Source organism: Paenibacillus apiarius (assembly GCF_017052585.1).
Lineage (GTDB): Bacteria > Bacillota > Bacilli > Paenibacillales > Paenibacillaceae > Paenibacillus_B > Paenibacillus_B apiarius.
Window position 1 is genome coordinate 2,198,783 of sequence record NZ_JAFFHZ010000001.1, and the last position, 24,438, is coordinate 2,223,220.

24 protein-coding genes and 3 riboswitches are annotated in these 24,438 nt (G+C 50.4%); of the genes, 15 read left to right on the forward strand and 9 right to left on the reverse strand.

The genetic code is table 11. The annotated features are described in order from the left end of the window. Positions 1-254: 254 nt before the first annotated feature. Together JSQ80_RS29475 and JSQ80_RS29480 are read right to left on the reverse strand one after the other, a co-directional pair. Positions 255-560, reverse strand: coding sequence for an alpha/beta hydrolase fold domain-containing protein (locus JSQ80_RS29475; RefSeq protein WP_272491102.1), 306 nt, complete (start codon positions 558-560; stop codon positions 255-257). Between the two features lie 79 nt (positions 561-639). Next, a complete protein-coding gene (locus tag JSQ80_RS29480; protein ID WP_336245721.1) occupies positions 640-840 on the reverse strand; it encodes an alpha/beta hydrolase in 201 nt (66 codons plus the stop codon). Positions 841-936: 96 nt separating this feature from the next. On the opposite strand from JSQ80_RS29480, the gene JSQ80_RS10010 reads away from it, so the two are divergent. Together JSQ80_RS10010 and JSQ80_RS10015 are read left to right on the forward strand one after the other, a co-directional pair. After that, positions 937-1,065, forward strand: a complete 129-nt coding sequence (locus JSQ80_RS10010; RefSeq protein ID WP_087434720.1) for a DUF4023 family protein — start codon at positions 937-939, stop codon at positions 1,063-1,065. A gap of 257 nt (positions 1,066-1,322) precedes the next feature. Further along, positions 1,323-1,985 carry a carboxylesterase family protein gene (locus JSQ80_RS10015; protein ID WP_206095211.1) on the forward strand — a complete coding sequence of 221 codons (663 nt, stop codon included), beginning with the start codon at positions 1,323-1,325 and terminating at the stop codon, positions 1,983-1,985. A 150-nt stretch (positions 1,986-2,135) separates the two neighbouring features. Here the strand turns inward: JSQ80_RS10015 and JSQ80_RS10020 are convergent, their stop codons facing one another. Then, the gene (locus tag JSQ80_RS10020) at positions 2,136-2,774 is read right to left on the reverse strand and encodes a GNAT family N-acetyltransferase (RefSeq protein ID WP_240463612.1); all 639 of its coding nucleotides are present in this window, start codon (positions 2,772-2,774) and stop codon (positions 2,136-2,138) included. Between the two features lie 262 nt (positions 2,775-3,036). On the opposite strand from JSQ80_RS10020, the gene JSQ80_RS10025 reads away from it, so the two are divergent. Both JSQ80_RS10025 and dnaN read left to right on the forward strand, forming a co-directional pair. Beyond that, a complete protein-coding gene (locus tag JSQ80_RS10025) occupies positions 3,037-3,285 on the forward strand; it encodes a hypothetical protein (protein ID WP_087434721.1) in 249 nt (82 codons plus the stop codon). A 10-nt stretch (positions 3,286-3,295) separates the two neighbouring features. After that, positions 3,296-4,426 carry a DNA polymerase III subunit beta gene (gene dnaN, locus JSQ80_RS10030; protein ID WP_206095212.1) on the forward strand — a complete coding sequence of 377 codons (1,131 nt, stop codon included), beginning with the start codon at positions 3,296-3,298 and terminating at the stop codon, positions 4,424-4,426. Positions 4,427-4,545: 119 nt separating this feature from the next. Here the strand turns inward: dnaN and JSQ80_RS10035 are convergent, their stop codons facing one another. The 3 genes from JSQ80_RS10035 to pdxR are packed head-to-tail and all read right to left on the reverse strand — an operon-like array spanning position 4,546 to position 7,604. Beyond that, positions 4,546-5,532 carry a hypothetical protein gene (locus JSQ80_RS10035; protein ID WP_206095213.1) on the reverse strand — a complete coding sequence of 329 codons (987 nt, stop codon included), beginning with the start codon at positions 5,530-5,532 and terminating at the stop codon, positions 4,546-4,548. Then, positions 5,504-6,100 (reverse strand): sigma-70 family RNA polymerase sigma factor, encoded by a 597-nt coding sequence (locus tag JSQ80_RS10040; protein ID WP_206095214.1) that lies wholly within the window; start codon positions 6,098-6,100, stop codon positions 5,504-5,506. Before JSQ80_RS10040 ends, JSQ80_RS10035 begins: the two co-directional genes overlap by 29 nt. Before the next feature lie 58 nt (positions 6,101-6,158). Further along, positions 6,159-7,604 (reverse strand): MocR-like pyridoxine biosynthesis transcription factor PdxR, encoded by a 1,446-nt coding sequence (gene pdxR / locus JSQ80_RS10045; protein WP_206095215.1) that lies wholly within the window; start codon positions 7,602-7,604, stop codon positions 6,159-6,161. A 102-nt stretch (positions 7,605-7,706) separates the two neighbouring features. On the opposite strand from pdxR, the gene JSQ80_RS10050 reads away from it, so the two are divergent. The 8 genes from JSQ80_RS10050 (at position 7,707) to JSQ80_RS10085 (ending at position 15,389) form a co-directional block, all read left to right on the forward strand. Next, complete coding sequence (locus JSQ80_RS10050) at positions 7,707-8,279, forward strand: GNAT family N-acetyltransferase (RefSeq protein ID WP_206095216.1); 573 nt, start codon at positions 7,707-7,709, stop codon at positions 8,277-8,279. A 269-nt stretch (positions 8,280-8,548) separates the two neighbouring features. Continuing rightward, positions 8,549-9,520 carry an alpha/beta fold hydrolase gene (locus JSQ80_RS10055; RefSeq protein ID WP_336245841.1) on the forward strand — a complete coding sequence of 324 codons (972 nt, stop codon included), beginning with the start codon at positions 8,549-8,551 and terminating at the stop codon, positions 9,518-9,520. A 263-nt stretch (positions 9,521-9,783) separates the two neighbouring features. After that, a complete protein-coding gene (locus JSQ80_RS10060) occupies positions 9,784-10,779 on the forward strand; it encodes a LacI family DNA-binding transcriptional regulator (protein WP_206095218.1) in 996 nt (331 codons plus the stop codon). Positions 10,780-11,017: 238 nt separating this feature from the next. After that, positions 11,018-11,947, forward strand: coding sequence for a ribonucleoside hydrolase RihC (gene rihC / locus JSQ80_RS10065; protein ID WP_206095219.1), 930 nt, complete (start codon positions 11,018-11,020; stop codon positions 11,945-11,947). Positions 11,948-11,977: 30 nt separating this feature from the next. Further along, complete coding sequence (gene dcuC / locus JSQ80_RS10070) at positions 11,978-13,339, forward strand: C4-dicarboxylate transporter DcuC (RefSeq protein ID WP_206095220.1); 1,362 nt, start codon at positions 11,978-11,980, stop codon at positions 13,337-13,339. 61 nt (positions 13,340-13,400) lie between these two features. After that, complete coding sequence (rbsK, locus tag JSQ80_RS10075; RefSeq protein WP_206095221.1) at positions 13,401-14,318, forward strand: ribokinase; 918 nt, start codon at positions 13,401-13,403, stop codon at positions 14,316-14,318. 143 nt (positions 14,319-14,461) lie between these two features. After that, positions 14,462-14,815, forward strand: coding sequence for an MmcQ/YjbR family DNA-binding protein (locus JSQ80_RS10080; RefSeq protein WP_206095222.1), 354 nt, complete (start codon positions 14,462-14,464; stop codon positions 14,813-14,815). A 19-nt stretch (positions 14,816-14,834) separates the two neighbouring features. Next, on the forward strand, positions 14,835-15,389 hold the full coding sequence (locus tag JSQ80_RS10085; protein ID WP_087434731.1) for a helix-turn-helix domain-containing protein: 555 nt from the start codon (positions 14,835-14,837) through the stop codon (positions 15,387-15,389). A 200-nt stretch (positions 15,390-15,589) separates the two neighbouring features. Here the strand turns inward: JSQ80_RS10085 and JSQ80_RS10090 are convergent, their stop codons facing one another. Then, positions 15,590-16,537, reverse strand: a complete 948-nt coding sequence (locus JSQ80_RS10090) for a 1,4-dihydroxy-2-naphthoate polyprenyltransferase (protein WP_206095223.1) — start codon at positions 16,535-16,537, stop codon at positions 15,590-15,592. Positions 16,538-16,874: 337 nt separating this feature from the next. Between JSQ80_RS10090 and JSQ80_RS10095 the strand changes: the two genes are divergently transcribed. Both JSQ80_RS10095 and JSQ80_RS10100 read left to right on the forward strand, forming a co-directional pair. After that, on the forward strand, positions 16,875-17,654 hold the full coding sequence (locus JSQ80_RS10095; protein WP_206095224.1) for a copper amine oxidase N-terminal domain-containing protein: 780 nt from the start codon (positions 16,875-16,877) through the stop codon (positions 17,652-17,654). Positions 17,655-17,757: 103 nt separating this feature from the next. Continuing rightward, positions 17,758-17,846, forward strand: a riboswitch (cyclic di-GMP riboswitch). Between the two features lie 100 nt (positions 17,847-17,946). Next, a riboswitch (cyclic di-GMP riboswitch) is annotated at positions 17,947-18,032 on the forward strand. Positions 18,033-18,129: 97 nt separating this feature from the next. Continuing rightward, positions 18,130-18,780, forward strand: coding sequence for an anthrax toxin lethal factor-related metalloendopeptidase (locus JSQ80_RS10100; RefSeq protein WP_206095225.1), 651 nt, complete (start codon positions 18,130-18,132; stop codon positions 18,778-18,780). 82 nt (positions 18,781-18,862) lie between these two features. On the opposite strand, the gene JSQ80_RS10105 is transcribed toward JSQ80_RS10100, so the two are convergent. Then, positions 18,863-23,104 carry an S-layer homology domain-containing protein gene (locus JSQ80_RS10105; protein ID WP_206095226.1) on the reverse strand — a complete coding sequence of 1,414 codons (4,242 nt, stop codon included), beginning with the start codon at positions 23,102-23,104 and terminating at the stop codon, positions 18,863-18,865. Between the two features lie 144 nt (positions 23,105-23,248). Then, positions 23,249-23,337, reverse strand: a riboswitch (cyclic di-GMP riboswitch). A gap of 176 nt (positions 23,338-23,513) precedes the next feature. Between JSQ80_RS10105 and JSQ80_RS29970 the strand changes: the two genes are divergently transcribed. After that, positions 23,514-23,801, forward strand: a complete 288-nt coding sequence (locus tag JSQ80_RS29970; protein ID WP_206097542.1) for a nucleotidyl cyclase domain-containing protein — start codon at positions 23,514-23,516, stop codon at positions 23,799-23,801. Here the strand turns inward: JSQ80_RS29970 and pgmB are convergent. Beyond that, positions 23,793-24,437 carry a beta-phosphoglucomutase gene (gene pgmB / locus JSQ80_RS10115; protein WP_206097543.1) on the reverse strand — a complete coding sequence of 215 codons (645 nt, stop codon included), beginning with the start codon at positions 24,435-24,437 and terminating at the stop codon, positions 23,793-23,795. The two genes, JSQ80_RS29970 and pgmB, sit on opposite strands and share 9 nt — an antisense overlap. Position 24,438: the final 1 nt, after the last annotated feature.

Sequence of the window (24,438 nt, forward strand, 5' to 3'; positions counted from 1 at the left end):
GATAGGACACAAATATGCAAGCTGCATACATCCCAGTCATAACCCAGTTTGTTTCCTTAGGAGATACTGATTAAGCATCCTAATGCACTAATTAACATGGGGGAGATTTCTCCCCCATGCTCTATTACGAAGAAATCGTATTATTTAAAGTGGGATCGGTGCCGATGCAAGAAATGAATATATGAAGTGAGCAACTATGTTTCACTTGCATTGATTCTATCATTTATCCGTGTTAATAATCAATCTGCCCCGGCTCAGGATAACGCTCGTGTCACCCCTTGGGCAATCTCGCTCATGCAATCTTCCGCCTGCGGATAGCTTCCGAGCTTATCCATGAAAGCATGGTCCATGCCGTTATACTGAATAAGCCTCGTATTTACACCGGAACGGAGCAGCTTGCGCGCGTACGCTTCGCATTCCAGCCGCAAAAAATCGTATTCCGCCGTAATGATAAGCGTCTCCGGCATGCCGCTCAAATCATCCGCCAGCAATGGAGAGACGTACGGATTCGCAACCTCCGCCCGGCCTTGCAAATAAAGCCGATCCACAATGCCTGACATGTTCCCCAACCCCTGAATGCCCGCCATAATGAGATCATGATGATTGTTAATCGTACACTGAGCGATATCCCACTTGTAATCATCGGGTTGCAACATTGCCCATATTGACGGTCGGATAAATCAGAGCCTCGAACTTAATCATTCCGGTTCCCAAATCCCGGTCCATCATGGCGCACACCGTCGACAGATTGCCGCCTGCGCTGTCACCGGCTATCGCCAGCTGGTCGCAGTTCATGTTCAGCTCGTCCGCATGCTGATAAGAGAGGTGTTTTTTATCCACGTTGTCCCCAGCGGTGACACGCGTCTAACTGTAATCATGATTGTCCGCTGAATTGGTTATAGTAACATCGACACCATGTCCAAGGAGGAATATTGGATGGATAATACGCATGAATTTGTGGAAAAAGTGCACGAAACCCAACAAAAGAACGAGAAGAACAGAAAGAGCGGCAAAGGCAATCCCGGTTCCAGACTGCCCGGCAAGCAAAAGAGCACAAACAAATAACGGCGTGGAAAAAGGTAAAAGATTGCCTCCTATTCAGCCTTCTGGCCGGATGGCGGGCAATCTTTTTGATGTACTTCCTTCCTTGAATAACAGCTTCATTCGGCTCTGTCAGGTCATCTTCCCGCCTGCTGCCCCTTGAAAATTAAAGGAAAACAAAGGCCGCTCTCGAATAGAAATATAAGGGTCCATGCTTGCGAATACGAAGAGTCAAATGGATATGCATTAGCGCTAATATTCAAGTAAGGGGGAGAAACTTTATGATTCAGGCTGCTTGTCGAATGGAAAAAGAAATTAAAAAAAAGGTGCAATTAAACTACCTCTTGCATTTACCGGAAGGATATGAAAAAGACTCTCCAAAGAAATGGCCTCTGATCCTCTTTCTTCATGGGGCAGGTGAAAGAGGCAATGATATTGAACTGGTTAAAATTCATGGCATACCAAAGATCGCGGAACAGGATCCCAAATTCCCATTCATCGCGATTTCTCCCCAATGCCCGAAGCATTCGTACTGGGAAGCTGAACAAGATGCCGTAATGGCGCTATTGGATGAGATCACGGCAAACTACAACGTAAATGCAAAGCAAATATACATGACGGGACTGAGCATGGGGGGACAGGGAACATGGCACTTGGCAGCCGAATATCCGGGAAGGTTCGCGGCCATCGCTCCGATATGCGGCGGAGGCGATCCTGAACGCATCAATACCTTAAAGGGAACGCCCGTCTGGGTCTTTCACGGCGCCAAGGATAGTGTTGTGCCGCTTGCCGCATCAGAAAAGATGGTGGACACGCTTCGCGCAAATAGCGGGGACAGGGATGTGAAATTCACCATTTATCCTGACTTAAATCATGACTCTTGGTCAAAAACGTATAGTAACCTGGAATTGTATGCTTGGCTTCTCAGCCATTCTTCCCAATGAGGAGGACGGCCGCTGAATCAACACAGCAAACACAGCACAGTATCGCTTCACAGCACTTAAACATTCCTGAATGGTAAATAGCCTATCGAAGTTAATCAACAGGCTGAGCCTTGATCCCTTTGATCAGGGCTTTTTGTATACAAAACATAATTAAATGTCTCCGTTACCTGAATAAACCATGCAGTATTGCTCTAAATCGCTGTTCGGCAGCGGAATGACATCAACGATGGCAAAGCCGTAACGCTCATATACCGGAATGTTGCCCGGATTTTGCGTTTCGAGCGTGCATGCGATGCCGCGCTTGCCGCATTCCTCTATCAAAGGCTTCATGATGCGAGAGACAAAGCCTTGCCCCCGATGCTTGGACTGCACCACGAGCATATCGAGGTGAATATACTCCCGATCGCCGAGCATGGATAACCACGCCGAGCTCATGCTATGCAGAATGGCTATCCCTCTTGCGAATTGCCGGATACCGATATAGCGGCATATCGGGAAGGACTTGACGATGGCAAGCAGCAGCGCGGATCTATCCTTGAGCCGTGACACGATGGACGAGCCAGTCCGATCGGATCGGAATACGAGCGCAACCGCCTCCATATTGCCGGAAGTCGTGTACACGTCCGAATACGGGTACAGCATCGCGACATAATTACGGAAAAAGATTCGGAGCACATCGAGCCTTGTCGAGTGTTCGGGCAAGATATGCCGATACAACGGATCGTCCACGAAGCCTTCGGCAAGTACGTCGGCTGCTCTGCGGATATCTTTACGGTCTAATGTTATCAATGGCGTGCTACAAATAGTTCCACCCCGGATCTGAGAAAATGTCTTGCTTATATACGGAGCGCCTTTGCCCAGCGCTCATGTCATCATCGTACCGCCGGAGACACGGAGAGTCAAACCGCCCATGCCCAATCCCCACGCTCTATGTCCGACTTCTCCCTGTTCTACAAAACCATATATTGCTATTCGCCTGTTATCTATGCTACACTAAAAACACAATTATTTTGTTTTAAGTTACCTTATTCAATTAAAGAGGTGGAAAACGGTGCCGAACAATAAAATTAAGTTGGGCGTACCCAGCGATGAAGGACAAGTCAGCATCATGTTCACCAGAGGCGGGCCCCGCAAAGGCGCAGGCCGTAAGGGATTCGGGGAAACAAAGAAAATATCTTTGACCCTAACCAAGGAGCTATGGGGAGAAATTGAGCAGCGCTGCAGTTCGCGCAACTGCTCCCGTTCGGAAACCATTCGGGACATCATTGAATCATATTTCAATGCAGAGTCGGAGAGATAGGTGAATTGATGTGCTGATTGAGGTACCGCAGCCTATTCTAGCCGTGGCGCTGCAGCACGTAATGAGAGCAGTGTCGGCGAACTGTCCTATTCCGATATTGTCTGGAATTCTGCTGCGGGCGAATCGGGAGGGATTGACGCTTACTGGCGGCAATTCGAGCATGATGGTTCAATATAAGATTCCCGTCGCGGAGAAAGTCAACGTGCGGCGTGCCGGAAGCATGGTCATACCTGCGAAATATTGGAGTGAGATCGTTCGCAAATTGCCTGCGGGCGTGGTGTCGCTAGAAACAGTAGAACCCCTTATCATTACGGTTCGAAGCGGCAATGCAATTTACCGTTTATGCGGCATGGATGCGGAGCATTTTCCTCCCATGCCAGCAATCCATGACAGCCTGCAAGTCCGCATGTCGAGTGCCGCGCTGAGAGCCATGATCCGCCACGTCGTATTTGCCGTCTCTCCCTCCGAGAAAAGACCTGTACTTACAGGCGTATCCTGCCACATTGATTGCGAGGGCAAGCTCAGATTCTTGGCAACTGACAGCGTGCGTCTCGCCTCCCAGGCCACCCGCGTGGAATTGGCACAAGACATGGTTATACCAGCATCGAGCATCATTCCGGGGAAAAATGTACGGGAGCTATCAAAAATGTTGAACGAGGATCCGGAAACGATCGAAGTTACGATTGGAAAAAGCCAGATTGGGTTCCGGACAAAAAACCTAATGTTTCAATCGGCCTTAATCGAGGGAACCTATCCATCCTTAGATCGGTTAATTCCGCAAATCCATGAAACCGAATTCGTCGTGGACTCCATTGAATTGTTGCGTGCGATGGAACGCGTCTTCCTCTTGGCAGGAGATGACAATATGGTCCAATTAAGCATCAACGAGCATACCCGCATTGAATTGATTTCCAAAACTGCTGAAATCGGAGAAGTGTTGGAAGAAGTACAGGCCGAGAAAATGAGCGGGGAACGCCTGTCCATTTGTTTCAATGGACATTATATGAAGGATATCCTTCGTGCCGTTAACGCTGTCAAGTTGAGATTTGCCTGCTCCGGAAAATGGAGCCCGATTGTCGTACAACCAGTAGAGGATGCCGAATTGACGTACGTGATTACCCCTTTGCGGGCGCATATCTAGCTGCGAGCGCGAATAGGCTGCGGGGAATAATAAGCGCAAATCAGCCCCCCATCACAGGGGGGCCTGCATCGCGTGAATCCATACCCGGAATTAATGGTTATCATCGAATCCGGCCGACATTACTTCAAGCTGTTCGCAGCTTGAATCAGCTGCTCCTTCGTGACGTGCGGCGAATCTGTCGCCACACGGATGACGAACTGCTTCCCTTCCTGCCCGCTCATCCAGAACAAATCCTGATACCGATTGGAGTCGTTGAACAAGAACTGGTCATTGACCGTATAATGCGCCTTCACTCCATTCACATTAAGCTCTTCGTATTGTGCCGATTCCGGAGCCAGTACTTTGCTCGCAACGTTCACGTCGGGCATAACCTCAACAGTCACGTAGATGCGATGGCTATCCGCATTTGTATAGGTGGTGGTGTAGCTGTCAAATGGCAGCTGCGGCCGCGGCACGACACGCCAGACTATGCCCTTTCCGTTCTGCTTGCTCTCTTGGCGCAGCTCGTCGAGCAGACTGTAGCCTTTCTCGTCGACCATAGACTCGTATGGATTGCCTTCCTTTCCTTCAAGGAAGCTGAAGCTGCCAGGCAGCTCCTGCGGCAAGGATAATGGAGCATGCAGTTTCTTAACGGTCTCCTTCCACGACTCTGTATCGTTCACAATCTCCGGCTTGGTTACACCGAACAGAGGATATCGCTTGTATAGGGGGTGATCCTCTTGTTCTAATGACGCCACGTATACGACCGCGGCCTGTCCGGCTGCCAACCGCTGCTGCACATCCGCCAACGCGGTGCGGATATGCTCCGTGGATGCCCGGGATAACGAGAATCCGGCATCGGTTCGCATCTCCATGTTCACGGTCCCTTGGTTCGCACTGAACAGCAGCTTCTGTGCCGAGTAGGCGAACCCGGTCAGAAGAACGACCGCCAGTGCGACCGCTGCCATTCTACGCGGCTTGAACCTGCGCGCCGCGTAACCCTTTCTCCCCTCCGCCTGAATATGGCTGTGATACAAAGCCTTCACCCGTTCATCAAGCGAAGAAGGGCAGCTGACAAGATTGGACGCCATTTCATATTCACGCTTCAGTCTTGTTTCCATTGACATAGGTGGACGACTCCTTTCCTGCATTTCGCACTTCCAAAAGATGGCGCAATCTTTTCAGAGCGAGATGATGTCTCGATTTCACCGTTCCCGCAGGAATCTGAAGGATGACCGCAATGTCCTCCATGGAGCAGTCCTGATAATAACGGAGGACGATGACTTCCTTCAGCTTCTGGGACAGCTTCTCTACGGCCGGCATCACTTCCAACTGGTCGCTCAGTGCAAGCACATGCTCTTCCATGTCGTTATGCCGCGGCGCATCGAACCCCGTCGCGACCCGCTCCAGCAGGCGGAACCTTCTCCACGCGCTTCGCTTCCAGCTGCGCACCTGTCTTACAATCAAGCCGTTGAACCAAGCTTGGAACGGCTGTTCCGCATCATATTTGGACAAGCTGCGAAACAGCTCCAAGTACACCTCGCTCATGATGTCGCCCGCGTCCTGCTTATACGGTGCAAGAAAATAAATGAGCCGGTACGCATGATCGCGGGTAGACCGGTAGACGTATTGGAACGCCTCGGCATCCCCTTGGCTCATCCGGATAAGCCAAGGCTTCAAATCGGATTCCTTCATGTGGCCAGCCTCCATTCAGGTGTTACACGATATATTGGTCACATCCCCTAATTTAGGTTCACTGCAAGATGTCGAACCAAACCTCGCTTAGCCTTCGAATTCCCTCCTCTATCCGATCCAATGGTATTCCGCCGAACCCGATGAAAAATTCCAAGTCACTGTTCTTCGGAGGGGTGAGCCATGTAAACGAAGCAGAGGCAAGGCGAATTCCAGCGGCGCCCGCCATCCGGATCAACTCTTGCTCCGTGCAGGAGCTATCGATCTTCATCAGAATATGGAACCCCGCATCTGCCCCTATAATGGCCGCCCGCTCCCCGAAATAACATCGGATGGCGGTAATGAGGCGATCATGCTTTTGGCGATACAGGTTGCGCATTTTGCGAACATGCTTCTCCAAGTGGCCCCGTTCCATGAATAGTTGCAGCGCATGCTGGTTCCATCGCGATGCCGACTGCTCGAAGAGCGTCCGATGCTCCATCCGCTGGTACTCGCCGAGCAGCGACTTCGGCAGCACCATATAGTGAACGCCGATCGCCGGGGACAACACTTGGGCAAATCCGCCCAAATAAATGACGTCCGCGTCTGGATTCAATCCTTGCAAAGCGGGAATCGGGCGGCCATAATAGCGCAGTTCGCCGTCATAGTCATCCTCGATGATGAATCCATTCGTCTTCCGTGCCCACTCCAACAGCTGCAATCGCTTCGCGATCGGCATAATCATCCCCCGCGGAAATTGATGCGACGGAGACACGCAGACGATGCGGGCGGAGCTGCCGTATAATTCACCGAGGTTGATCCCATCTTCCTCCAATGACACGGGCGTCACGCGGTAGCCGTGCTGACGGAAAGTGGATGGGCAGAGCAGGTACCCGGGATTTTCCACAGCTATATGATCGGTGTGCTCCATTAGTATCCGGCTTAAAAAAGAAAGCAGAAAGTGAGGATCCGAACCGATCACGACCTGCTCTGGACTGCAGCGGACTCCTCTGAATTGGTGCAGATAGGCCGCAATGGCCTGCCTCAGTCCAGGCTCGCCCTGAGGATCCCCGTAACAGAGCAACTGCTCCATTCCCCCGCGAAGAGCTTCATGGAACAGGCTGCGCCACACCCTGAAGGGGAAATGGGAAACGTCTATGTTCGACATGTGAAAGTCATACCGGTATTCCTTCGTATCGCGGGCTGGTGCGGCTCTCTTCCGGGTTGCGGTTGCCGGTATCGGGAGTTCTCCTTCCCCGTTCCCCAGCCGTAAATACGGATCTGGCAAATGCTGCACATAATACCCCTTCCTTGGCTTACTGGCAATGAACCCTTCCGCAGCAAGCTGGCTGTACGCCAGCTCAATCGGCGTCGTGCTTAGCGAGAGGAAATCCGCCATGGCGCGAGTCGAAGGCAGCCGGGTATGTTCGGTGAGCCGGCCAGATACAATTTCATGCTTTATATATTCGAGCAGTTGCACGTACTGGGGAATATGGCTGTGCTCGTCAAGCTTAGGGATAAGCAGCATGTCAAGCCTCTCCTCTGTCCTTTTGTTTTTTATCAATCTGTCTATTTTCGAGTATACAAGATTTGACTATAGTTGGAGTAGAACATACAGGAGGGTTGCAAGATGAACGCTGTGAAACAAGCAGAAACGCCGGTACGGTTTTTGGAAGGGGAAGGCGTCTATCTACGGCCTATTGGCTTGGAGGATGCGGAGTCCTATTATTACAGTCTGTTCGATCCGGAAGTCAGAAGACTGACCGGCACGCAAAAGCATTTTTCGAAGGAACAAGTCATTCGTTACATCGAAGGCAAAACACAGGATTCATCCGGCATGCTGCTGCTGATTGCGATCTGTGAGACGGATGAGGTCATCGGGGACATCGAGCTGCAGGATATTGACGGGATTAACCGCAGCGCTCACATGCGCATCGCCATTGGCGGCTCGGCCCATCAGGGGAAAGGGCACGGCAGCGAAGCGATTGGCCTGCTGCTCGAATACGCATTCGGCACGCTGCAGTTGCATCGAATCGAGTTGAACGTATTTGCGTTCAACGAACGGGCCATCCATGTATACGAGAAGGCAGGGTTCAAACGTGAAGGCGTGCAGCGCGATGCGCTCTATTATGACCACAAGTACCACGATGCCATTATGATGAGCATTCTTGAGGATGAATACCGGAGCAACAAACGGCGGTGAACACTAGCGTAATAGCAAGCCAGAGAGCGTGATGCTCCCTGGCTGTTCTCGTTTGAATAAATGCAATCGCGTCAGTCTGCTTTGATTGAATGTTGAATATTATCATAAAGTATTATATTATCATAATTGATATTATAATGTTAAATATAGGGTTCTCCTCATTAACAAACAGCTAATCAGGCCGATTAATGAACAGAAAGGCGCATCTTATGAACACAACCGCCGCAAAGGCAAAGCGAACAAAACGAAGGAGCGGGGCTGCATTGATAGTGACAGTCCTTAGCGTTCTCATCTGTATCATCGGGAGCAGCTTTTTATACGAATGGGTCGCATCCCTGCAGGCAAAACAAAACTATCCCCCGCCGGGCAAGCTTGTTGACGTCGGCGGGTTTCGCCTGCATATGAAGAAGAGCGGGACTGGCTCGCCGACCATCGTCTTCGAGGCCGGAAGTCGCGAGACCAGCCTCATCTGGAGGGATATTCCCGAACAGCTGTCGAAGGACGCCACGGTCGTCACCTATGATCGGGCAGGCTATGGCTGGAGCGAACAAACGGAGACGGAGCGAACCGGCGGCCGGATCGTGCAAGAGCTGCATACCGCGTTGCAGCAGGAAGGCATCCGCGGGCCGTATATTCTTGTCGGCCATTCCATGGGCGGCATGTATTCCCGGCTGTTCGCGCAGCAGTATAGGGACGAAGTCGCCGGATTGGTGCTGCTGGATGCGCGGCCGGATCAATACTCACAGGAAACGGATACCATTTTCGAGCGGGAAGGAATGGATCCGAATAAAGCCGGAGTGCCGCCGACAGCCTTGGTGAAGCTATTGAAAATGTCGGGGGCTATGCGGCTGTTCCAGCATTCCCTGTTAGCCCAATTACCCGTTGAAGAGAGAGGGGTCTATGTCAATGTGGATGCAGCGTCAGCTTACTTGGAGACGGCGGAAGAAGAAGACAGGCACATGACCGAGATGGAACAGGCCATCCGCGATCAACAGCTCGGCTCCCTTCCCCTCAGAATTGTCACGCACGGCATTCCGACCGACGCCACCGCGCTAGGCATGAGCGAGGAAAGCAGCCGCCAACTCGAGCATATTTGGCAGGAGCAGCAAAAGGGCTTGCTGGACATGTCCACCGACAGCGAACTCATTATAGCCCGCAACAGCGGCCATATGATCATGCATGACGAGCCTGATGTAGTGGTTCAGGTCGTCCGAGAGTTAATGGAACAACACCGGAATTGACAGCCGTTGTTGTTCCATTTTGCGGCACGCGCTCCCATAGCGATCCCATACCTTGCATCATGTATGATCCCGCCAACCGCAGCTTCGTTTCCACCAGCTTCGTGCCGATGGGTTGTCTTGGGTAATCGGTATGCTTGGTCTGTCCACTACCCATGTCACATGATTGACAAATGTTAGTTGATTGACAAGTCGTGCACATGGGCAGTATTATAACTATAAACACGATGTGTAACCGGTTACACATGGAAGGAAATGAAATCGCAATGGCCACAATCAAGGACGTGTCCAGACTGGCGGGCGTGTCGGTAGCTACCGTCTCCCGGGTCTTGAATCAGAATGGTTATGTCCACGAAGACACCGAAAAGAAAGTGTTGAACGCCATTCGGGAGCTCAATTATATCCCGAATGACGTGGCGCGAAGCTTGACGAAGAAGTCGGCGAAGATGCTGGCGCTGATCGTGCCCGACATTACGAACCCGTTCTTCAACGAACTGGCCCGAGCCGTGGAAAAGGTTACCCAATTGTACGGATATGCGACGATCTTGTGCAATTCCGACGACACCCCAGCCAATGAGAAGCAGTACATTCATGCTTTGAAGCAGAAATATATCGATGGGTTTATTTTAGCTACCAACACCTTGTCGCCTGAAGAAATCAAGCAGTTGGATGTCCCCGTCGTCATGCTTGACCGGACGATTTCCAGCACCATTCCTACGGTAGCGTCTGACAACCGTGAAGGCGCCAGCATGGCCGTACAGTTCCTGCTGAATCAAGGCTGCCGGACGATCGCCCACATTCGCGGACCGCTCGAATTGTCGATTGCTGACGAGCGATGCCAAGGCTATCTCGACGTGGTGGGACAAGCGGATTGGTTCCGGCCTGAGTTGATTGTCAACGGAGAGTTCAACTTGCATGAAGCGGCCGCGGCCGTTCACGGGCTGCTGGAGCGCCATCCGAACATTGACGGCATATTCGCCGGCAATGACATTATGGCCATGGGTGCCCTCCGCGCCGTACAGAAACGCGGCATCGCTGTTCCCGATGCGATGCAAATCGTCGGCTATGACGGCATTGCACTCGGCGGTATGGTCTACCCAGAGTTATCGACCGTCGCACAGCCAATCTATGAGATGGGCCTGCTTGCTGCACGCATGCTCATCAAGCTTATCGAGAAGAAGACGTTAGACGTTATGCACTATAAGCTCGATGTGGAGCTCGTGCAGCGGGGAACGACCCGAGAGAGCACAAGCCAGCTATAATTCCGTATTAGAAATACAACCGTTGGGAAATACTACATGCCAACAGGCACCCTTCCCATCGGCAACGAATCATGTTGTATGTTTCTCTTCATACCCGTATTAAAAGTCTGGGATGAAGAATTTCTTTGTTCGATGTGTAATCGGTTACACATATAAAAATCGAACGTTCCCGTTATTTCATAGCTCTGTATTCTAACCTATTGGTTACATCTTAATACATCAAAAGGAGTGCATTCACATGACAAACTTGAAAAAGACCCCTATCATCTTGGACACCGACCCTGGCATTGACGACGCTGTCGCTATTGCCGCCGCCCTCTTCCACGAACGCATCGACGTCAAGCTGATGACGACGGTAGCAGGCAATGTGGGCTTGGACAAAACGACAAACAATGCATTGAAGCTGCTTCAGTTTTTCGGCAAAGACATTCCTGTAGCTCGAGGCGTCTCCAAGCCGCTCGTCCGGCCAGCAGAGGATTCGAGCCACATTCACGGAGAATCCGGCATGGATGGCTACGAATTCGACGCACCGGTTCAGGATCCATTGACGCAGCATGCGGTAGAAGCCATGCGCGACGTCATTCTGAACAGCCCCGAGCCGATTACGATCGTGCCGATTGGACCGCTTACCAACGTGGCGCTGCTGCTTACCTTGTATCCGGACTGCGCATCGAACATCGAGCGCATCGTGCTGATGGGCGGCTCCGCATCGCGCGGCAACCATACGCCGAATGCGGAATACAACATTTACGCCGATCCGGAAGCGGCCAAGATCGTCTTCAATGCAGGTCTGCCGCTGGTCATGGTCGGTCTCGATGTAACGAGCCAGGCCACATTAACAACGGAAAATGTGGAAACGATAAGAGACATGAATAAGACGGGCAACATGCTGTACTCCATGTTCCAGCATTACCGGGGCGGCAGCCTCAAGGCTGGCGGGTTGAAAATGCACGACCTGTGCGCCATTGCCTACTTGGTCAATCCCGCACTGTTCGAAACGCAAGACTGCTTCGTCGATATCGAAACTGCGGGCCTCTATACGGCCGGCACGACCGTGGTTGATATTCGCAACCGCTTGGCCAAGCCAAGCAACGTGACGGTATGCTTGGACATTGACGTTCCGGCTTTCCGCGAATGGGCGCTGGAAGTCCTTCGCAACGCGATTTAACCTCAACTTAGAAAAGGGAGCGTGTCCTACATGTTGGAGATTATTATCAGCTTAGTTCTCCTTGTCGCAACAGGTTATTTAATCGCCAAAAACTATGATGCCAAATTCGTGCTCCTGGCTGCCGGTATCGTGCTCATGATCGCGGCCGTGCTGCTTGGCCACCCTGTGCTGAAGCCCGAAGATTCGACAGGCCTTGCCCTGTTGGATCCGTTCAAGCAGATTGGGCTTATCTTCGTCAAGCAGCTCGGCAGCGTCGGGTTGACCATCATGGTGCTGTTCGGCTTCTCCAGCTATATGACTCATATCGGCGCTAATGATGTCGCCGTGCATATGATGACGAAGCCGCTCGGAAGGATTAAATCCCAATATATTCTCGTGCCGATCATCTTCCTGCTTGGCAACTTGCTGTCGCTGGTCGTGCCGAGCGCTTCCAGCTTGGCGGTCCTGCTTATGGCGACGCTGTATCCCGTATTGAAAAATACGGGCATGTCCTCGCTGACAGCCGGCGCAGTCATTGCGACGACGGCTACGATTATGCCGACGCCGCTCGGGGCTGATAACGTCGTCGCAGCCGAGAAGCTTGGGTTGGACCTCGTTGAATATGTCTTCTCGTACCATGCCAAAATTTCGATTCCGGTGCTCCTGATCATGGCAGTAGCGCATTATTTCTGGCAGAAGTATATGGACAAGCGCCAGCAAGGCACGCTCCAACAGGACATTAATGACGAGAAATTGAACGTCAGCAAGGATCTGCCGCCCGCTTATTACGGTTTGCTGCCGATTTTGCCGCTCATTCTCGTATTGGTATTCGGTTTGTTTATAACGAACGTCAAGCTCGGTCTTATCGAGATTACGTTTATTTGTATGGCGCTTGCCATTATAATTGAGATTATCCGCAAAGGCTCCTTCAAAGAAACGTCGAAGCAGCTGTCCATCTTCTTCACCGGCATGGGCAACGGGCTAGCGCAAGTCGTCTCGCTTATCGTGGCGGCAAGCATGCTGGTCGAAGGTCTGAAAGCGATTGGCCTTATCGATATGCTTATCGAATCGGTTCAGCATGTTGAAAGCGCAGGCGTCATTCTGATGTTCATCTTCGCTGGCGTTGCGGGCTTGATCGGATTCATTAGCGGAAGCGGCTTGGCCGTGTTCTACTCGTTCATCAATATCATTCCGGAAATTACGGAAAAAATCGGGGTCAGCAGCATCATGGTCGCACTGCCGATGCAATTGACTTCGAACTTGGTTCGTTCCATATCGCCGGTGGCGGCGGTTATCATCGTCGTTGCTTCGATTATTAAGGTCAACCCGATTCAAATCGTCAAACGCACATCCGTGCCGATTCTGGTCGGGATCGTCTCTTGCTTAATCTTATCGTTTATCTTTTTCGCATAAGACAGCAAGAGGCAAGGCACTGCTATAAGGACGTGTCTTGGGTAGGAAGGAGAGATTTCATATGAACCATATATGCGTACTGGGGAGTTTAAATAGAGATACGAGTCATTTGTTAACCAGATTGCCCATGGTCGGAGAGACCGTTCACGGTATCGGCACATCATCAAGCGCTGGAGGAAAAGGGTGCAACCAGGCGGTGTCTGCCGCGCGTCTGGGCGCCAGCGTATCCTTCATCGGCAAGGTCGGCGAAGATAAGGGAGGAGAGCAGCTGCTTAAGGTGCTGCGGGAAGAGAACATAGACACCGCCCATATTCAAGTTGATCCAGACATCCCTACGGGAGAAGCCACCATTCTGATTCAAGAGGATGGGAAAAATGCCATCATCGTAACGGCGGGCGCCAATATGAGCATCAAGGATGAAGATATCGAGCAGGCGTATGCGGCGATCGATCAAGCCGACATCGTCATCGCCCAGTTCGAAATTCCAATCCCGGCGGTGACGAAGGCATTTGCCTATGCCAAGCAGCAAGGCAAGGTGACCATTCTGAATCCGGCGCCGGCGAAGGAGATTCCTGATGCGCTGCTGCAGGCAACCGACATTCTTGTTCCGAACGAGACGGAGATGCAGGTCATTACAGGCGCCGAGCTGAACGGCGATGAGGCCATTCGCGCAGCAGCCAGTCAATTGCTCGGCCACGGCATCCGTTACGTCATCGTGACGCTTGGCGAGCAAGGCGCGCTCATCTGCCATGCAGACGGCGCCGAGCATGTTCCGGCGCAGCGCGTCTCGGCCGTTGACACGACAGCAGCAGGCGATTCGTTCATCGGCGCGTTGTCCAGCAGACTTGATCTAGCCCGCTGGGACAATCCGCAGCATCTGCGGGAAGTGGTGTCCTTCGCCAATTCCTTCTCGGCGCTGGTCGTGCAGCGGAAAGGGGCCATTGCCTCCATTCCCTATTCACATGAGCTCAATTCGTAAATAAGCTACAGAAGGCGCAGCCGAACAGCACGACTGCTGAGGCTGCGCCTTCGTGTATGCGCCACGCCATCCGTTGCGCTCTCCGCCGACATCCGATATGCTGAAATAGACTTCATTACATGAGAGATAAAGGATGAGCCTGCATGGTGAAATGGATTGAATATTGTCTTAGCAAACGAGGCGCTCTTCTAACCTACCCATTCGGCGAGAATATTCCCGTCGTCCGCGTCGGCGGCAAAATGTTCGCTTTATTCCGCGACACCGACGGTTCTCCCAGTGTCAACTTGAAATGCGAGCCTTTCCGCGCCGAGGCGCTGCGGGAACAATTTGCCGAGATTACTCCCGGATATCATATGAACAAACGACACTGGAATACCGTACAGCTCCAAGGCAGCCTTGGCGATTCCGAGATCAAAATGCTCATCGATCACTCCTATGAGCTGGTTTATAAAGGACTGGCGAAAGAGGAGAAAAAGTCGATCGGTCAACACGAATGATAATAGCGAGGGAAAGCCCATGAATACAAAAGCCCAATTAATTCTGCATCCGGTCCGCATGCGCATTGTGCAAACCTTGATGGGTCACCGCAAGCTGACCGTCCATGAGATGGCCGAGCGGCTGCCGAATGTGCCTCAGGCTACACTATACCGCAATTTGAACAAACTCGTTGCGGGCAATATCCTGGAAGTGGTTGATTCAAGGCAAGTGCGCGGAACCGTAGAGAAAATATATGCGCTCGGGGACATGAAGGCGAATCTTACGAAAGAAGATTTCGAACGCAGCACCACAGAAGAGCAAATGAATTGGTTCATCCAATTTGCTGCCGGCTTGATTGACAGGTACGGCCGCTATCTGGACCAGGACCAGATTGACTTGGTCAAAGACGGCCTCGCGTTCCGCGAAGCCGATCTATACATGAGCGAAGAAGAATTCGAGACCTTCAAGTCAGACATTCTTAACGCCTATGAGAAAGTGATGCAGAATGAACCCGCACCGCATCGCAGCAAACGGACCGTGTCCTTCATTGCAATCCCCGAGGCCGATAATTCGAGAAAAAGCGACCGGGAATAACGGCTGTGGTCGCAGGTTTACTCTCATTTCCGGACTTCTGAAACAGATTGTCTCTCCACCAGCACCGGCGGAATAGTCTCTCCTCGGCCCGTTCCCCCGTTCAGCGGCCCGGGCGCCTTTTTCACTATTTTCCACAAACGTTTGCAATTAAGTCATGAAAAGAGCCCTCACCTCAGTGAAGGGCCCGCTGTCGTATTCGGTTACATCATGATTGCCGCAATCCCGATGGCGGCAATGCGGGCGACGTTCGTCAACATGAAATTTTGCACGGCCAAGCCGAACGTCTCTGCTTTCGTCTGCTTCCCGATGAACATATTGACGTTCTTGCGAACCGGAATGAAGGTAAGCAGCACGAGCAGCGGAATAATAGGATTTACTTGCAGCAGCAGCAGAGCAATAAGGTCCAAATAGGACGCGTAATACAAGCAGCGGAACAGAATTAACGCGTTCGGTTTGCCAATATAAACGGGAAGCGTATATCGCTTGTTCTCAATGTCTTCTTCAATGTCGCATATGTTATTGGCCAACATAATATTCGCAATGCCTATTATAGCCGGGATGGAGATGAAGAAAATAAACAACACTTCGATAATGTTGATATGTATATCAAGATAACCATTTTCAATAAATAACGTAACCAGCTGTTGATTATCGATATGGATGTAGGTCGAAATAAATATAATGACAAAGCCCATAAAGAGCCCTGAAAATAGTTCGCCGAGCGGCATTCGCGAGATGGCGATCGGACCCAGGGAATATAAAAACCCAACCATGAAAGACAGTCCGCCCAACAGCAAGATTAAAATATCCGTTTGCAAAAACAACACGAATCCCGCCGTCATTGCCACGAAGAGCAGCGTGATGATGACACCGACGACCGTGCTCTCTTTTAATTTGAATTGAACGATCGCATTATGGACTTCATATCCATAGCCATGGGTCTTGACCGCCTTTTTATAGTCGATATAATTGTTAATCGCCGTCGTAGCCATATCGAAGGACAACAACGAAATGAACATGAGCAGAAAATGAGTCAACCGAAATTCTTGAAAGCGAAAGACTGCATAGAGGGTGCCTATGCAAAACGGAATCATGCTTGCCGCTTTGGTCTTCATTTCAACCAGCTTTAAATATTGTCCGACTGTCACAACCATACTCCCTTTTGTCTGAAAATTGAAAAATCACTTTTTGAAATCTTTCATCATTTTATCGCAAAAAGCGGCAAATTACAGCATATTCCGTTCAATTCTTCGCTGTTGTGTCGATAATTTGGGTAAATTGATGTAGGAAACGGTCGAAATTTTGTGCGTTCAGATACCTTTCTTTTTGCCCCGCTTCCTATGGAAATATTCAACGCATGATTGTATATGCGGAGTGCAGAGGGACGCTCTCCGCCAACAATGTCTCATATTGGAATTGATTTGGAACTATTTCTATATTTGAAGCGTCTATTATATAGAGAAATAGATAAGGGGGATTTATCCAATGGTTCCTGATGCCAGATGCAGACGAAGGGATATCGTCATCCTGCTGCTGTCGCTCGTCGGTGCTGTAGCACTGTTCATAGTCATATTCGTTGCCTTTTCCTTCAAACCCGTGGAAGCACAAGTGCAGAAGGATAATCCCGGTCCCGACATTAAAATCTTGCAGGATGGTGTGGAAATAAAATTAAGCAATCCGCCCTTCCTCAAATCGGGCAGAGTTTTCGTACCGCTGCGCGATCTGGCTCAACTGCTGGATTTCAAAACGGACTGGGATGACACACATAAAGTAATTACTGTAATTGGAATCAACCATGTTGTAACGGTGGACCCCTACAGTATCCAGGCTCTCGTTGACGGGAAATCGGTCACAATGAATGTTCCTCCGGTTATTAGAGGCAGTTCGACCTATGTTCCTCTGCAATTTTTCGCCTCTGCCTTCTCAACTCCGGTTACATGGGATACGTATACGAAGACGGTCAACATCAATAATCAATCGAAATATCTTCATGCCGTCCATCCAAACGGAACCATGTTCTGGGTCAGCAAGCAAAACGGCACGCTCTATATGAGCGCTGGGGGAGCCAAACTCGTAACCGTTGGTCAAATCCATTTGAACACGATCGAGATCGACAAAGGGAATATGAGGGTAGAAAGCTTAGACTCCCGCGGATATGACATTGAAATTGCGGTTTCCATGAAAGACATGACGGATGCTGTGTATAACGTGCGTGTCCTTGGCGGTAAAATCGCGAGGGAAACGATAACTAGTCCAAGCGACTGAGGCCGGCTGCAACGACACGTTATTCTCTTGACTTTCGAATCTATCAGCTTTAATCTAAAGATAGGCAGATAACTAGATTCATTTTCCAATTACATACTATCTTTATTGATAAAGGCAAACCCATCGAAAGATGGCGACGCAAAGCTACAGGGGCTACGGCGAAGTTTTTCGCTAAGCCAGCCAGTTACCGATATAGAAGCTTAACGTTTCTTTGCGACGTTATGAAGCCCTTCTTATTTCGGTAAGAAGGGCTCTTTCATTTATAATTTTACAACTGCATATGTCAACTCCGTATTGATAAGGGCAAACCCACTGAAAGGTGGGGACGCAAAGCTACAGGGGCTTCAGCGATATTCGCAAAGCCAGCCAGTTACCAATAATGAAGTGTAACGTCTTGTTGCATGGATCATGCCCTTCTTATATCGATAAGAAGGGTTTTCTGTTTCAAGACGGGCTTCGATAGGAGAGATTTGTCATGAAGTGGGACAAACGTTTACTCGTCTTCCTGGCCTTTTTAACTCTAATATTTGCCTTGCCTGCATACACGGTTCATGCAGCAGACAACACTATTGATAAATTGGTCGTTCTGCCAAGCGGCGACTATAACGTCAATGAAGCAGCCGCTATGAAGCAACGGCTAGAAAAGATTCCTGCCAACATCTTGAACACACTGTTCGACAAAGGCGTCAAAATTAAATTAACGAACGATATGATTACGAATGAGCCTGAATTGAATTATTTAAAAGGCGTGACGCCACGAGGCTGGGAAGGCACCGGAAAAACGTGGGATGATGTTCCAGGGGTAAGCGAGAGAGTCGTCGTCGCCAGAATTGGTTACAGCAACACAGGCAAAGGCCATAATTCGTTGAATCTGGAAATCCACGAAACGATGCATGCGGTAGACCGGTTCGTATTTAACGAAGTCAGCAGCACAGAGGAGTTCAAAAACATATTTAATGCCGAGGCTAATGTGAAATATAGCGGAGATGGCTATGTCTCGGTTCAGCCGACAGAGTACTTTGCGGAAACCGCCAGCTTGTATGTATATAGCGAGAACACACGCAATGATCTGAAGAACAGCATGCCCCTCACATATGAATTTTTGGACAAGCTGTTTGCCAGATAATACAGATACATGAGAAAAGCTCCTCTCTGGTCACGCCAGAAGAGGAGCTTTCTTATTGCATAGCGGTGATATCCTTCAGGTCTTAAGGGTAAACCCGATCCGGATTCACTTGATCCCAGATTTCGGTTTCATCCGCATTTCTCTGATACTCATGGTGATTCGTAGCTTCCAGCACGTCCGTGTAGTACCACTTGGTCGGCGTGTTGTCCGGCCACTGCTTTGCATCCTTGTGAATGCCGTCTGCCTTCACCTTCCGGTTCAACACGCTATTGATGAAGGACATGGCTTCCGCACGGGAAATGTACTGGTTCGGCTTGAACGTTCCGTCTGGATAGCCCTTAATCCAGCCTTTGTTAGCTGCTGATACGATATATTTTTCTGCCCAATGTCCGCTAATGTCGGTAAACATATCGTTCTTCTGCTCATCCAGCTTGTCGAAGCGTGATGCGATGGCGGCAAATTCCGCTCTCGTAATGGAACGTTCCGGCTTGAAGTTTCCGTCTGGATACCCCGTGATAATGCCCGCATTTTCCATCGTGGAGATATGTTTGTTCGACCAGCGCTTGCTGTCGACATCCCCATAGGAATTGCTGCCTTTCATGTAGTTGCTGCGGGTCTCATCCTTCATCAGCCGGTAGAAGATAACAGCAACTTCCTCGCGGCTGATAAGGTTCTCCGGCTTAATCGTTCCGTCCGGATAGCCGTTAATGTAATTGTAGTGATTATCCGTTTCCAGCTTCGGTGGAACTGGCGGCAATGGCGGTACCGGAGGCAACGGGTTGGCTGGGTTGCTCGGGTTGGTCGTTATTGTTGTCGTCGAGCCGCCCGGGCTTCCCGTTCCAGGATTCCCCGGTTCAGGATTGGTCGTATTTTTCGTGTAGTAGAAAACATACTCCTGCCCTTCGCCAGTCGTAAAGGTATACGTGTCACTTGCCTTGACAGGTATGTACCCGGATACCGATACAGCCGAAAGAGTTACCTTCTCGCCAGCTTTGCCGCTCTTCGTCGTCGGCGCGGCCAGCTGCTGGCCTGTGCCTTGCTCCAAATACTTCACGGTGACGTGTTGGTCTACATTAGATGCATCCTTGGTGTAATGAATCTCCAGTACCTGATTCGGTTCACTCGTAAAGGTATAAGGGTAAATGGACTGTTCAGGCGTATATACCGCCCCAGTAACGGTAATCGGTGTCGGTCTTACATTAATGTGTTCTCCCGTTCTGCCTTTAACGCTTGTCGAGTCCTTAACAGGGTGGCGTGTTTCCTTATCCAAGTGCATGATAGTGAGCAGTTGCACATCATCAGCGCCACCCTTGGTATAGAAGAAGGTGTACTCTTGATCCGGATTCGCGATAATTACATATTCATGATTAAAGTTCAATGGCGTGTACACCGCATCAGACACTGTAATCTGATCGGCGGTCAACCAGAGAATATCTCCAACCTTGCCTGTATAGAGGGTCGGTTCTTGCAAGACTGCATTTGTATCCTGCTCCATATATTGAACAGTTACCGTATAATCTTCACCTTGATTTACTTTGTTGTAGAAGAAAGTGTACTCCTGTACGTCTGCATTTGTGATAGTGTAATCAATGCTATAGCTTTCAGGAGCGTATACGGCATCAGATACCGTAATATCGGTTGCTGTTAACTTGATGCTCTCTCCAACTTTTCCGGTATGTGACGTGGACTCTTGCAACACCGCATTTGTCGCACGCTCCACATAATTCACTGTCACGGTGCGTTGTTCATCCGTTGGAGCATCTTTCTTGTAGTAGAAGGTGTATACATTGTCTTCCGCTTTGAAGGTGTATTCGACCTCTGCCTTTTCCGGAGTATACCCGGCCACCGGTACAGCCTTCAGCGTGATTTGCTTGCCTGTATAGCCTTCTTGCATAGTTGGCTCGGCCAGTTCTCTATCCGTATCTTTTTCAAAATACTGGACGGTCAGGACCTGCCCTTTAGGCGCGTAGTAGAAGGTGTACACATTGCCTTCGGCCTTGAAGGTGTAGTTATCCTTGGCCTTCACTGGTGTGTAGCCCGGTACTTCCTCGGCTTTCAGCTCAACCGTTTGACCCGTGACTCCATCTATGCTCTTCGCCGGGGCTAGAACTTTATCCGTGCCTTCCTCCAGATAGTTCACCGTCAGCTTTTGTGCCGCACCTTTGTAGTAGAAGGTATACACATTGCCTTCCGCTTTGAAGGTGTAGTTATCCTTGGCCTTCACTGGCGTGTAGCCTGCTACTTCCTCAGCTGTCAGCTCAACCGTTTGACCGGTGACTCCGTCTACCGTCTTCGCTGGGGCCAGAACTTTATCCGTGCCTTCCTCCAGATAGTTCACCGTCAGCTTTTGCGCGCTTCCTTTGTAGTAGAAGATATGCTCCTGCTTGCCTTCCGCCGTGAACTTGTAGTCCACTTTGTCTGGCTTCACCACGCTGTATCCCGCTACTGTCTCCGCAATCAGCTCAACGGTATCTCCCGTCTTGCCTTTGACCACTTTCGAAGGATGTACCTCTTCGGTTGTTCCTTCTTTATAGTACTTCACGGTGACGCTTTGCTCACTGGCGGCATAGTTGAATGTAATGTTTGCATTCTTGCCAGGCATCACACCAGTTACACGGCCATCGCTTACGTTCAAGCCGCTTCCTTCACTGACCACGGCGTCCGTGAAATGATACCCTGGGAAAGCCTTGCTTCCAACGTCTACGGATTCCCCCGGCGCTTTATCCACTTCGCTGCTTTCAAACACTTTATCTCCGGCCCGATGCACGATGGTCAGCTTGCTCGGAGCATCTGTAAATCCGAACCAAATAATTTGTGAAGGCTTGCTCAGCGTTAAATCAACCGTTGTAGGATTAGAACCGACCTTCAAATAATAGCTTTCAATCGGCGGCGCAGGAACCGAATACGACTGACCTATATCCAGCGCTTTGTTCCCTTCCACCATGAAATAATTGCTGTAAAGCTCTTCTGCCAAATCCGGTCTTTCGACGACTTCCCCATCCGCATTAACCGGAGTCCCTTCGGCATTGACCTTGTAACCTTTAACGAGAATGGAGCCTTTGCCGAAGCTTACTTCCGGCACTTCGAAGTCTTTCGCTGTGCGTTGGCTATTCGCGTCCGTATAGTTCATCGTCGTCTTGCCGTTCGTCGGATACAGCTTGCTCGGATCCGGATTCTTTGACAGATCCATCAACACGGTGTAAGTCAGTGTCGCCGGAGTGCCTTCCACGATATTGCCGACATTCCACGCAAATGTCTCCGTAGCCGGATTCCACGTCACCGTGCCTTGTGAAGCCTTGTAATCGTCTTCGCTCACAGAGCTGCCCTTCATCTTCAGATTGAACATGTCACCCATCGGATCGGTGACTTGGGCGTTCTCGGCCGCAAAAGCGATTTTGCTTGCCAGCTCGGCAAAGATTTTCTCGAGCTCTGAACTGTTGGAAGAATAGTACCCCTTATTCTGACTGTTGGTCAGGACATAGGTGGCATTGCTGTTACTGCCGACATCAAGACCGATGGAGTAGATGTTAGCACCGGAATCAATAATGTTCTTGGCTTCGGAAATCGTGCCAATCCCATTGTCCAAAATCGTTTTTCCATTTACCTTATAAGACTGATCGAACTGATTCCACCAGCTGCCGTATTTCAACGAGAAATTAGATCCCGAACCTAGAATCGTGTTGTAATTAAAATTTGAAAGTATAAAGTCATATTTCCCGCCGGGCCATGTGTGATTGGCTGCAGTAGAAGCCTTATAGCTGTATGTAGGTTCGCCATCACTCAACAGCACAACAACCTTGTTCTGAGCATTGCTGCTCTCGAGCAACGTGCGGGCACGGAGAAGACCTGCCTGGATATTCGTCCCGCCGTCTGCTCTAATCCCTTGAATCGCTTGTTTTAAGGCATCCTTTTGCTCGATCCCTTTAAACCCGGACACTTCTTGATAATTTTTGTTGAAGGTAACAACCGCAATTCGTGTCGTAGAATCCTTCACCAGCAAATTGTCGACAAACCGATTCGCCGCATCTCTGGCTTTGGCCATCCGCTGTTTATCGTTCATACTCCCGGACTTGTCAATGACGAGTACGACATCGGAGCCGCCGGTTTTGAGATTTTTACCTTCAGCTGTCAGCGTAATCTTCCATTCGCCCTTGGTCCCGGTAGGCTCAGCGCTCTTGGTCAACTTAACCGCGCCAGGATTAGGCCAGATCAGATCCCCCGAGTTTGCGGCTGCCGCTGCACTTGGAAGGGTATTGGGCATAAATCCGAAAAACACCGACAACATGCACAACCACGTAACGGCCAACCTTGCTTTACGTTTCATGTATCCACCTCATTTTTTCATTTAAATCCTCCTTTGCCTGTTCCTACTAGCCTCCTCATTCTTATTTATATAACTCTGCGGAACGAAAATTCCGCTGAGAGACTCACATAAATAAAAAAGCCCGGCTGCATTAACATGATTGTTAAATGCAGCCGGACGATCATTAGTCGGAGCGACTATTAGACTCCAAAGCTTTGCGACCTAATCTTTCGATTAGTGTGCCGTAATTCAATTATCAAAATGGCATACATAAGATTAATACCATTAAGCCTTAAAACCTAGTAACCAAGAACTAACAAGCTCAATATATTTCATGATGTTCTATTTGTCAATGGGGTTCTTGAAACTTTTTTATGTATCATTCGAATATCAATCCCCCGCCCGATAACGGTCTTCATTCCTAGATCCGCTGTTAGCAGAGGGTGGTTACATTGCCAGATGGGGAGGGGACGAATTTGCATTAATCATCCCCTGCACAGATGAATCAGGCATGCTGCTGCTGCAGAACCGCCTCCAGCGCAGCATTCATGGCTGTACCAGCACAAAAATCAATCCCGTCATACGTCGGAACGCATCATCCATTCACTCATTCAGCTTCATTCCGCGAAAAGGCAGCCCTCTCATCATACCGCACAGCCCCATACTCTACCTTACCAGAAAGAATAGGCCGCAGAGGCGTTCTTCCCTGTCACCGTGAGCCGACATATTCCAATACGTCATCGATTTTTGTCAAACGCAGGTGCGCCCTGCTGCAGCTGCACGCTTCGCCGATGGCGGCTGTCCGCATTCCGGCGCGCAGGGCAGCGTCGATGCCGGCTTCCGCATCCTCGACGACAAGGCAGGAGGCCGGATTCGCGCCCAGCTTCTCGGCCGCCAGCAGAAATACCTCTGGATGCGGCTTGCTGTTCGCAATCTCGTTGCCATCCGCCACCGCATCGAACGCCGTCTCCAAGCCGACCTGCCGCAAAATAAGCGGCGTGTTCTTGCTGGAGGAGCCGATTGCTATCTGGATGCCCCGCCGCTTAAGCTCATGCAGCGTCCGTATGACGCCCGGCAGCAAATCCCGCTCCGTCAGCCCGTTCAAGTACTGCCGGTAATAGCCATTCTTTTGCTCCGCCAACTGGGTCTTTTCCACATCGGTATACGCCCGTTCCGCCTGCTCCACGATGATGTCCAAGCTCTCCATCCGGCTTATGCCGCGCAGCCGATTATTGACTTCACGATTGAACGGAATACCCTCCTGCTCTGCCATTCTCGCCCAAGCCAGGTAATGATACTCATCGGTCGTCACGATAACGCCGTCAAGGTCAAAGATGACCGCACTCACATCCAAG